At 42.2% G+C, this 11,567-nt stretch carries 8 protein-coding genes and 1 other annotated feature; of the genes, 4 read left to right on the forward strand and 4 right to left on the reverse strand.

Annotation, left to right across the window (positions count from 1 at the left end):
- Positions 1-51: 51 nt before the first annotated feature.
- Both motP and motS read left to right on the forward strand, forming a co-directional pair.
- The gene (gene motP / locus BN1067_RS10910; protein ID WP_053218881.1) at positions 52-876 is read left to right on the forward strand and encodes a flagellar motor protein MotP; all 825 of its coding nucleotides are present in this window, start codon (positions 52-54) and stop codon (positions 874-876) included.
- Positions 866-1,630, forward strand: a complete 765-nt coding sequence (gene motS / locus BN1067_RS10915; protein ID WP_053218882.1) for a flagellar motor protein MotS — start codon at positions 866-868, stop codon at positions 1,628-1,630. The genes motP and motS overlap by 11 nt, the downstream gene beginning before the upstream one ends.
- Before the next feature lie 143 nt (positions 1,631-1,773).
- Here motS and BN1067_RS10920 read toward each other — a convergent pair whose 3' ends face one another.
- The 4 genes from BN1067_RS10920 to BN1067_RS10935 form a co-directional block, all read right to left on the reverse strand.
- On the reverse strand, positions 1,774-2,949 hold the full coding sequence (locus BN1067_RS10920) for an acetoin utilization protein AcuC (RefSeq protein WP_053218883.1): 1,176 nt from the start codon (positions 2,947-2,949) through the stop codon (positions 1,774-1,776).
- On the reverse strand, positions 2,946-3,593 hold the full coding sequence (locus BN1067_RS10925; RefSeq protein ID WP_053218884.1) for an acetoin utilization AcuB family protein: 648 nt from the start codon (positions 3,591-3,593) through the stop codon (positions 2,946-2,948). The genes BN1067_RS10920 and BN1067_RS10925 overlap by 4 nt, the downstream gene beginning before the upstream one ends.
- Before the next feature lies 1 nt (position 3,594).
- Positions 3,595-4,248, reverse strand: coding sequence for a GNAT family N-acetyltransferase (locus BN1067_RS10930; protein ID WP_053218885.1), 654 nt, complete (start codon positions 4,246-4,248; stop codon positions 3,595-3,597).
- Between the two features lie 552 nt (positions 4,249-4,800).
- Positions 4,801-7,803, reverse strand: a complete 3,003-nt coding sequence (locus tag BN1067_RS10935) for a transglycosylase domain-containing protein (RefSeq protein ID WP_053218886.1) — start codon at positions 7,801-7,803, stop codon at positions 4,801-4,803.
- Between the two features lie 149 nt (positions 7,804-7,952).
- Positions 7,953-8,161: a binding site (T-box leader), on the forward strand.
- A 64-nt stretch (positions 8,162-8,225) separates the two neighbouring features.
- On the opposite strand from BN1067_RS10935, the gene tyrS reads away from it, so the two are divergent.
- Positions 8,226-9,497, forward strand: coding sequence for a tyrosine--tRNA ligase (gene tyrS / locus BN1067_RS10940; RefSeq protein WP_053218887.1), 1,272 nt, complete (start codon positions 8,226-8,228; stop codon positions 9,495-9,497).
- Positions 9,498-9,714: 217 nt separating this feature from the next.
- Positions 9,715-10,968 carry an aminopeptidase gene (locus tag BN1067_RS10945; protein ID WP_053218888.1) on the forward strand — a complete coding sequence of 418 codons (1,254 nt, stop codon included), beginning with the start codon at positions 9,715-9,717 and terminating at the stop codon, positions 10,966-10,968.
- Positions 10,969-11,567: the final 599 nt, after the last annotated feature.

Consider the following 11,567-nt stretch of genomic DNA (forward strand, 5'->3'; position numbering starts at 1 on the left):
ACTTTCTAGAATATTCTTGCATGGTGCATTAATTAATCGGGGAGAGAGAGTATGAAAAAAAGAGACATCCTGACTCCAGTCGGTATTACGTTGGGTTTTGTCATGTTGATGTTTGGAATTTTGGCAAGCGGTGGAAGCGGGGGAATTCTCTCTTTTCTACAAGTTTCGTCGATTTTCATCGTGATTGGCGGGCTTGCCGCAGCTATTTTGATCAACTTCAATCTGGACCAGATAAAGCTTACCGGGCATGTCATGAAAGAAGCTTTTACGAAAAGGGAAGAAAGTCTTCCGGATCTCATCGGCTTATTTATCCATCTGTCAGAGAGAGCGAGAAGAGAAGGCTTACTTACTTTGGAAAACGAGTTGGAAGAAGTGGAGGATCCATTTCTTAAAAAAGGAGTCCTTCTTGCAATAGATGGGATTGAACCGGAAGTTATTCATGATATTATGGATGCGGAAATCACGGCTTTGGAAGAACGCCATCAAAAAGGGCGGCTTATTATCGAAAAGGCTGGTGAATACGCACCGGCTTGGGGAATGATTGGAACACTTATCGGTCTTGTCCTTATGCTCAACAATTTACAAGATCCTACCACACTTGGACCCAACATGGCAGTCGCTTTGTTAACAACTTTTTATGGCACTGTGCTAGCCAATTTGGTTTTTATCCCGATGGCAGGAAAGCTTGAGAATAAGACGGAGGAAGAAATCTTTTACAAGCAAATCATTATTGAAGGTGTAATTGGTGTGCAGTCTGGACAAAATCCAAGGATTTTGGAAGAAAAACTTGCTGCATTTTTACCTGCCGATATGAAGAAAAAGACAAATAGCGAGGCGGAGAAATCGCTCCTGGGGGAGTCCGTCCATGAAGCCTAGAAGGAGAAAACGGAAAGTCAAAGGTTCTCCAAAATGGATGGTTACATATGCTGATATGGTAACGTTGATTCTCGTTTTTTTCATTTTGCTATTTTCGATGTCTCAAATTGATCTGGTGAAATTCGAAGCGTTGGCAGAATCGCTTCGAAGCAATACTATCTTTGATTATTCTTCCTCTCCGATGCCGATGGAAGATCCGGCTGAAAATACCGACACCAAGCAATCAGGTAAACAAATGAATACATCGGATCAAAACGAGAAGGAGCAGTCCGACTCAGAATCAGAACCGGCAGACAAAACCGATGATTTAATGAACCAAGTAACAGCTTTTCTTGATGATAATGATCTTTACAATGTAATTACAGCTAATCAGACGGATGAAGGTGTTGTTTTGATCCTGCAGGAAAAAGTCTTGTTTGAATCCGGTGAGGCAGAAATCATTGATGATGGGGAGGCGTTATTGGACAAAGTTAATCGTTTGTTGCGTAACATCTCCAATAATGTCAGGATAGAAGGGCATACCGATAACCGGCCGATCTCGAATTATCGCTTCCCGTCCAATTGGGAATTATCATCGGCAAGGGCAAGCAGTGTGGTCCGATATTTAATCGCTAACGGGGATACAGCAAAAGAACGTTTCAGTGCTGCAGGATACGGTGATACCCGTCCGCTTGCGCCTAATGATTCTTCTGATAACTGGGCGAAAAATCGCCGTGTGGAGATCGTGTTGCTCGAAGAAGAATCGAATAGATAGAATAAGAAATGGCAGTTACTTCATTTTCCTAATTACATTACGATCAAAAACCCGAGCTTTCCTTTGAGAACTCGGGTTTTTTCTATGGATAGACTGACTTGAGAGAAAACAAATGGGCAGACTCTCTTAAACGGAAACGGCGTTTATTCCAGGCTGCTAAACTGTCTTTTGTTTCTGCAGTATTGCAGGCATTGGTTGAGAGTCAACTGGTTCTTTTCTGTGATTTCCGGTTTCCGGGGTATGGGCTTATACAATCCCCCGCCATCCTGCCAGCTTTCAGGAAGCGAAACCGGTGAATTCACTTCCCATTTACGTTTCCATTCAACAGGGAGGGGACCTGTTAGAATGTTTCCTGTCAGCATGACACTCCAAATCTGGCTCCATGCTCTTGGAACCACCCTCCAGATATCGTATCCTCCGCCACCTAAACCAACCCATCTTCCTTCACAGTATTGTTCAGCGATTTTTCTGGCCACCATTGGAATGGATTCAAAAGTCTTGGTCGTCGTACATAAATGGGTGAGTGGATCATAACAATGGGAATCTGCCCCGTTTTGGGTGATAATGATATCCGGTTGAAAGTATTCTGTTATCTCTTTGAAAGCGGATTCATATACAGATAAAAAAGAGTCATCCTCTGTAAAGGCATCTATGGGCAAATTGAACGTGTACCCATATCCTTCTTTAACTCCGCGTTCACTAATACTTCCCGTTCCAGGAAACAAGTATCTACCAGTCTCATGAATCGATAATGTACATACCTCTGGATCATGATAAAAGAAGGACTGAACGCCATCACCGTGATGGGCATCGGTATCAACGTATAATACCCTTAAGCGATAACGGTCGCGGATATACTTGATCGCGACTGCAGCATCGTTATAAACGCAAAAGCCCGAAGCCTTCCGTTTAAATCCATGATGGAGCCCTCCACCTAAGTTCAAAGCTTGGGGAGCTTTATTATTCAGGACACTGTCTATTGCTGTCAGCGTGCCGCCTACCAATAGGGATGCTGCCTCGTGCATGCCGGAAAACATTGGGGTATCCTCCGTGCCTAAGCCATATTGCCAGGCATCCTCTTCACTAAGCTGACCATTTCCAGCGCGTTTAACCGCTTCAATGTATTGCCGGTCGTGAACCAAAGCCAGTTCCTCTACACTAGCCACTCTTGGGTGGACTATATGGTGATCAAACAATTTACCTTCCGCTTCCAAAAGTTCCTTCGTCATAACTACCCTTTGCTGGTTAAAAGGGTGATCGGCATTAAACTGATAATCTGTATATGCATCTGAATAAATAAAGGCAGGTTCTCGTTTCATAAGGCAGGATCCTCAGAATCGGGCCCGAGTACCTGATAACCAGCAGCTTTTAAATCAGCTTTGATGGGAAGCGGATTCATCGTTTGAAAACGGAAAACGAGAATTTTATAATTAGGATCATTTTTGTACGGGTAAATCAAAACAGACGAGATATTCACTTTTCGTTTGCCAAAAATATTGGCTACTTCCGGAAGGATTCCTGCCCTGTCAGGAACTTTTACTTCTATCTGGGAGCTTTGAACATTCGTTCCAGTCAGTTGAATAAGCGTATACAGCATGTCCTTTTCGGTAACAATCCCGACCAGTTTGTTTTCGCGTACGACAGGAACACATGCAAATTCTTGTTCATAGAAAATTGCGGCAATTTCTTCAACAAAATCGAGCGGATGTACTGTTACCACGGGACTGCTCATAATGGTTTGAATCTGGTTGTTTAATTCCTCGGCAGTTTTTACCTGTTGGAAAATAGATGGACTTGCATCGCGGACGTCCCGGTCCGATACAATACCGATGACCTGTCTTTCTTTATTTATGATTGGAATGTGCCGGATAGGATGTTCATTCAAAATATTCAATGCCTCGGATATCGTAGATTCGGGAGCCAATGTAATCACTTCTGTTTTCATGATTTGTTCCACAAGCATATTAGATTCCCTCCCTTAAAGAACGGTACTTCGCCCGTTGTAAAAAGCGAAGCCGATCGAATCGCTCGATTGATTGTTCGGGTACATTTTTGCCGATCCTCACCATTAAACAGTTGGCCGGATGGGAAACAATTTCTGGATCATCAGTTGGTGCAGGTGTTAATCCACCCGCAAACATCATTTTCTCCATCACTTTACGATAATCCCATACGCTTAATTTTGTCCCTTTTAAATCCCAATGCCAGTAATATTCTGTGGAAATGATAATATAATTCTCCATTTCTTCATCCATCATGGAAAGCTTTAACAAGTTTGAGCCAATCTTACTGCCACGGTAGTCAGAGGCGATTTCGATAGCCCCAAGTTCAATTAAGTCATCCATTTTGAATTCAGACCAACGTTCAAGCGGATCTGGATATAAATAGGTTACATAACCGATGATCATATTCTCTGTTCTCGCAATGATGATGCGACCTTCTGGAAAATCTGCAATCTCCTGCAATGCTTCAAACTGTTTAGAAGCAGGACGGAAAGCATTAAGACCTTCATGAAATTGATAAGCTGATAATGCAGAAGAAGGGAGTGGGCCTTCGATCGTTATATTTCCCTGTTCTGTCTCCAAGAGAAGGGATTGACGGTTTTTATTATGCTCCACCACGTCACCACCTGTAGGTTCAATTGTTTATTCCCTTTCATTATACAGGACTGTACAGCGTTTAAAAACAGATTAATAGAATATGGAAAGTCAACAGTAGGAGAAAAAAAGACGCCGCATTTTCAGAGGCCACTGAAAAAGTCCTTTTAATCTAAAGTGGCTGTTACCGCTCGTTGTTGATTCTGCGAATCGCTTGTCGGTGGATGCTTGCTGAGGGCACGGCCACAGCTAACTGGTCAAGAAGATCACTTGATCAAGTGGATCTTCGGCTTGCGCTGTTCCCGCAGGCGTACCACCGCTCGCTCATCGTGGGATTACCAAGGGCCAATCTAAAAAGAGTTGATTTTCATTGATTTAAAAAAGAAAATCAACTCTAACGAATCGTTAAACTAATGAAGGAATAGAGGGCACAAACCTCTAAAAATTAGACGAAAAGCGGTCAGTGTGGAAATTAATTTCCGCACTGACCGCTTATTTAAAATTCTACTTTTCAAAGACCTTCAGTTTTTCAGTGACCTCCATTTTCATACAGCGACCTTTTTCATTATTGGATCATTCTTCTTGATCCTCTGATGTTTGTTTGTTTTCATCATCCTGTTGATTGTTTTCTTCCTCTGACTGGTCCTCATTATCCTGTTCACTTTCGTCTGACTGCTGTTCCTCTTCATCGGAAGAAGATTCATCTTGGCTTTCGTTATCTTCTTTCTTATCCTCGTCTTTTTTCTTATCGGTATCTTTCTCTTTCTTATTGTCGTCTTTCAGCTTTCCTATCTGAATAGCTTTTGAAGCGGAAGATTCCCTGCCGAAATAATCCACAGCTTTGACATGATAGATGGCTCCTTTGCTCGGAACGGTAAAAGTTGAATCGGTCGTGTTTCCGATTAAGCTGAATGAGCCATTCTTACTTTCTGACCGGAATATCCGATAACCGACTACATCTTTGCTAGACGAACTCTTCCACTTGAGTTTCGTTCCGCTATTTGATAAGGAAGAAGGCGGAGCAGGTGCCTTTCCATCATCCGATATGTTCGAAGATGAACTGCTTCCAGCGGAGAATGAAACTTTATCCCATGCCTTTCCTGCATTCCGTGGTTTTAAAACGGATAAATCACTTAAGGTGTCATACATGTTCACCTTGAGCCAGTCCGGATTCAAGGAAACGCCGTCGCCGTCTGTGAATTCAGAAGGTGACTTGTCACCAGCTTTAACGGACTTGCCGTTAACTTTTACAAAATTACCGCTGACAAGACTATTATCCTTTTCATCAGGGGCAAATTTACTATTGAAAATGTCTGAACCCACTAATCCGATTTCTTTACATAAGTCGGACGGTGACATGCCGGAAGTACGGCAGAAGGATCGTTCAACAATGTTATCTGGTCTGCTGAATTTGTTTTCTGGAGCCATCAGGCTTGGATCAATTTCAGTAGCTGCGTTGACCAACTCGGACCACAATCCAATATTTCGGTTACTGTATCCGGTGCTGCAAGGGTACTGGGCATTACATGTCAATTCTTTTGGTGTGTCATAGCCTATCCACGTACCCATCGTAACGTTGGGATTGGTCGCGACAAACCAGGCGTCCCACCAGTCCACAGAAGTACCTGTTTTTCCGGCCCAATCGACATTGCGGTTGGTCAAACGGGATTGCGTATAGGTAGCAGTTCCGCTGTTCAATACATCCCGCATCATATCAATGGTCAGATAATTGGTTTGCGGGGAGAAAACGTCAACTGGATCGCTTTCATGCTCATATAATACTTCCCCGTCGTTGGTTTCAATTTTTTCGATCATATACGCATCGACAAACTTTCCGTTGTTACCGAAAGTGGAGAAGGCGTTCACGTTTTCTTCCACAGTGACCCCTTCACCGAGGGAGCCAATTGCCAACGAAGCATTGGTATGGTCTTCCTCTGTCAGGGTGGAGAAGCCCATTTTTTCCAGGTAATTTGTTGCCGGATCACTTTCTACAATTTCCTGGTAAGTGGTCGCAGCCGGAATGTTATAAGATTTTTTGAGTGCTTCTCTTGCTGTAACGAGTCCATGCGTAGTTCCTGTATAGTTTTTTGGCCAGTCTTTTGGAAGCTGGGGATACCTTTCATTCAAATGATGATCGAGCACGACCGAACCTGGCTGGATCACACCAGCTTCCATAGCGGGACCATATACCAATAAAGGCTTCATGGTACTTCCGTTATTTCGCAGCGTATCCGTAGCATGATTGACTTCCGATGTATCATAGCCCCGGCCGCCCAGAAAACTGATGATTTTTCCAGTGCTGTTTTCAATCAGCATGCCTGCAGCTTGGACAGGCTCCATAATGGTCGTTTCTTCTCCCGTTTCCGGGTCGATTACCGTTTGCGGCTTTTCAGGTCCGTAATTGTCGTATTCCTCCCCGATTTTCTGGAAGGCATCATAGATTTTTTTGTTAATGGTTGTATGAATCTTGTATCCCTTTCGGCGAAGATTCCGGTCTGCTAGAATACTATATTCTTCATAAAGCGATTCATTACTTGCAATATCTTCTTCCGTGTATCCATCTTGCTCTGCCAGTTGTTTCATGATGATATCCTTGGCTCGATCTTCGATTTCATTCGTCAAGTAAGGGTACTTGTCCAGTGGTGTCGGTGTCGGCTCTGTAAAGTCTTTTGTGATATCATAGCCGGCTGCTTCCTCATACTCATCCCTGGTAATATATTCGGCTTCCAGCATTCTGCTTAGAACGGTCTGCATTCTGTTCAAGCCGGGCTGAAGCGCTTCTTCATTTTTTAATTCACCTGTGTTCGTGAAAGGCGTATAATAAGAAGGGCTTTGTGGGAGGCCGGCAATATAAGCAGCCTGGGCGAGGTTGATTTCACTTGCTTCCACGCCAAAAATCCCTTGTGCAGCTGTTTCGATGCCTGCGATATTATCCCCGGAAGCGTTTCTGCCAAATGGCACTATATTTAAATAGGCTTCTAATATTTCCTCTTTGCCAAGCGATTTTTCCAGCCGCATCGCCAGCAATATTTCCTTGGCCTTCCTTTCAAAAGATACTTCATTGGTCAGGATCTGGTTTTTAATTAGCTGTTGGGTTAAGGTACTTCCTCCGGTTTTTACCGATGAATTGGTAGCTTCTTGAAAAACCGCTCGTAAAATTGCCTTGGGCACGACCCCATTATGGGTTTCAAATTCGGCATCTTCTGTAGCGATAATGGCATCTTTCACATAATCCGATACGTTATCAAGAGTGGTCTCTTCCCGGTATAAATCAGAACGGATGTTTCCTAAGTATTTGTTATCTGCGAAATATAATTCCGAGGTTTCTTCATAGTTATATATGTCTTCTTTCATTTTCTCTGCTGATCTTACCGGTTCATCTTTAACAAGTGAGGCAAAGTATCCGGCACCTGTGCCTCCTGCAAAAAATAGTCCGATACATCCAATGATGACAAAGAACAGAATGATATTCCAAACCACATCATAGGTTATTCGAAAACTTTTCTGAATCTTGCCTGCCTGCCACCACTCCTTCAACTTATCTCTATATTTGACCGCAAAATGTTTAAAATTCACAGCAAAACCTCCTAAATATCAATCTATATTATAGCACAGCAGTCAACTTACTCGCAGGCATTCATCATATATTATTGCATTTACCCAAAAGATATGGTATTAATGTATCATTAGTAAATAAAACGTAATATTTTCAGAACTTCTGAAATAAAAAAGCGAAGAAGGAATGAAGTAGTGGATTTGTTCCCTGTTGTCAGAGAGCTGCCGGATGCTGAAAGGCAGTACACAACAATTCCATGAATTACGTTCTGGAGTTTCTCCTGTGAAACCAGGAGACGGCTTGCCTGGCCGTTATCAAATTAAGTGGCATTCTTACGGATGCAACAAGGGTGGTACCGCGAACAGCTTCGTCCCTTTATTTGGGAGGAGGTTTTTTTGTTTGTCGATTTTTAGGCACAATAGTGGAAGAAGGAGTGTAGGACATTGATATTTTAAAAGATTTACAAATGAGGGGTCTCGTGCAGCAGACTACCGACGAAGAAGGTTTGAAAAAACACTTGCAGGAAGATGTTGTTACCTTATACTGCGGCTTTGATCCAACGGCAGACAGTTTGCATATTGGACATCTGCTTCCAATCACCATGTTAAAAAGGTTTCAACGGGCTGGTCACAGACCAATTGCGTTGATAGGCGGTGGAACAGGCATGATTGGAGATCCGAGCGGCCGTTCCACAGAAAGAACATTAAATGAAGCGGACGTAGTAAAGGGGTTCAGTGAAAAAATCAAGCAACAACTTGCGAAATTGCTTAACTTCGAAGAGGGAGAAAATGCAGCAGTCGCACGCAATAATTACGAATGGCTTTCTGAGATGACGATCATTGATTTCCTTCGGGATACCGGAAAGCACTTCGGCATCAATTACATGCTTGCCAAGGAGTCAGTAGAATCCCGAATACAGAACGGCATATCATTTACTGAATTCAGCTACATGATTTTACAATCCCTGGATTTCCAAAATCTTTACGAGAAGGAAAACTGTACACTGCAAATCGGCGGAAGTGACCAATGGGGGAATATCACCGCCGGTATGGAACTGATCCGCAGAACGCGGGAGGACCAGGGAAAAGAGACGAAGGTTTTCGGTTTGACGGTGCCATTGATCACCAAAGCGGACGGTACCAAATTCGGTAAAACAGCTGGAGGGGCAGTATGGCTTGATCCGGAAAAAACATCTCCATACGAATTTTACCAGTTTTGGATCAATACAGATGACCGTGATGTAATGAAATTCATCAAGTACTTCACGTTCATGGATCAAAAGGAGTTACAGGTTCTTGAACAAGAACACGAATCAGCTCCTGAAAAACGGGCTGCACACACCAGGTTAGCGGAAGAAATGACAGAGATGGTCCATGGCAAAGAGGCGCTTGAGCAAGCAAAAAGGATTTCCAGTGCCTTATTCAGTGGAGATATTAAATCTTTGAACGCGGAAGAAATTGAACAGGGCTTCAAGGATGTACCTTCTTACAACAAAACGAAAGAAGATGCCAATATTGTTGAACTGCTGGTCGAAGGAGGTATCTCTTCTTCTAAAAGGCAGGCTAGGGAGGATGTCAAAAACGGAGCCATTTACATCAATGGCGACAGAGAACAAGATTTAGAAAAAACAGTTGGTCCGGATCAACGTATTGATGATCGGTTTACCATCATAAGAAGAGGGAAGAAGAAGTACTTTTTGATTCGCTTTCAGTAATAGAGGTTATAAAAAGCAGACAGTTTCTTGAACTGTCTGCTTTTTTATGATTTAGTATTTCGTTAACTGATAATATGGTCCCACCCAGGTTCTTCAATCAAAAAAGCTCGTTTTAAAGAAACTTCTCAAAGTTGTTCAACTAACTGGCAGGTTAGTTTATAAGTAGTTCAAGGTTCTGTAGTAAAATTATACAAAAACATCACAGGGGAGATACTAAATGATTAAAGGAATATATGAATTTATAAGTGAAGCACAGTTAAAAAAGTATGCAGAACTTGCTGTGCGAGCTGGTGTGAATCTGCAAAAAAATCAATTATTGATTATTCATAGTGATATACAAAATGCTACGTTTGCACGTCTGATCCAAACGGTAGCTTACGAGGCAGGAGCTTCAAATGTATTTATAGATTGGACAGATGAACAGTCTACCAAAGAGTTTTACATAAATGCAGCAGATAGCGTTATCGATCACTTTCCTGATTGGCAGGCTACCCGTTTTAAGGAGTGGGGTGAAGCAGGTGCTGCATATATCCATATTATTTCTGAAAACTTAGATGTCTTTAAGGAGGTTTCTACAGAAAGGATAAATCGTTTCCAAAAAGCTTCTCGTATCAAATTGAGGGATTATTATGCGAAAATTAGATCCCATGAGGTGCGTTGGAGTCTTCTAGCTGTCCCAAACGTTGTATGGGCAACCAAAGTATTTCCCGATCTAAGTAAGGAAGAAGCTTTACGATCATTATGGAAATTAATTTTAAAAGGATCTCGGGCGGATGGGAAACATCCTATAAAAGATTGGGAGAGTCACAATAAAGCCTTCGAGTCTCGAAAAAAAATCCTAAACGAAAGCCAATTTGAAGCCCTGCATTTTACAAGCAGCCGTGGAACTGACTTATTAGTTGGTCTACCGAAAAATCACCTCTATATCGGCGGGGGTGTCATAGATAAAAATGGAATATCTTTCTTTCCGAACATTCCTACGGAAGAAATATTTACTGCTCCCCATAAAAATAAGGTGAATGGCAAATTGGTAGGTACTAAACCTCTTATCTACGGTGGAAGTGTAATCGATGAATTTTATCTAATTTTTAAAGATGGAAGGATCACCGACTATTATGCCTCCAAGGGACAGGACGTGTTACAAAATCTCATCGAAACAGATGAAGGTTCGCATTATCTAGGTGAAATTGCCTTGGTCCCAAATAATTCTCCTCTTGCTCAGACAGATACTCTTTTTTACAATACCTTGTTTGATGAAAATACGTCCTGTCATACTGGAATCGGAAATGCATCTCCTTCCAATATTCAAAATAGCATTGACCAATCTGGGGAAGAGTTGAAAACAGCGGGTCTGAATACTTCACTTTTGTCAGTCAATGTGACCTTTGGTACCGAAGATATGAAAGTAGTGGGGATTAAAGAAGGTGGAACTGAAGTCCAGCTAATGAAGGATGGAGATTTCCAATTCTAATTCGTCTTCAACTTAAAAACAGAGAAAACTGATTCTTGGTGGATTATACTTAGTGCTAGTTATAGCGGAAACGAACTGGACAGCATTCCTGTAACAAATGAAGATTATGGGGTATGTTGAAGGTCTTTTAATACATAGAAAATATACTGCCATTTCATCCATAGACTAAACGCCAATTTCAATTTAATTAAAAGGACAAGAAAATAATGATATGAATTGTTGGATAAATGGTAACTAGCTATGATTCACACATGTGCTATACACTTTCTTGGTTCTCTGTCAAATGTGGTGGTGTGATTTTTCTTCCATCCTCTCTTTATCGAAAGGCTCATTCTAAAAACAGCTATTTTTACACAGACCGCAGAGGAAATAAACTCGCTTTCCGCGGACGAACGCCCGAGCCTCCTCGCAAAGCCCGCTGTGGGGTCTCGGCCGCCCGTTTTTCCGCAGGAGTCTCGCTTATTTCCTCTGCTACACTATTTCGCTCTACAGAGCCTTTTTAACCGCTTGCTGCCATAAAATTTTATGCTTTAATCGTTCAACGTCTTTGATTCCAAAGGAATCTCGTTTTAAAACCTTTATCGTATGGTTTATTCCCT

This window comes from Virgibacillus senegalensis (assembly GCF_000821245.2).
In the GTDB taxonomy this organism is placed as follows: domain Bacteria; phylum Bacillota; class Bacilli; order Bacillales; family Amphibacillaceae; genus Sediminibacillus; species Sediminibacillus senegalensis.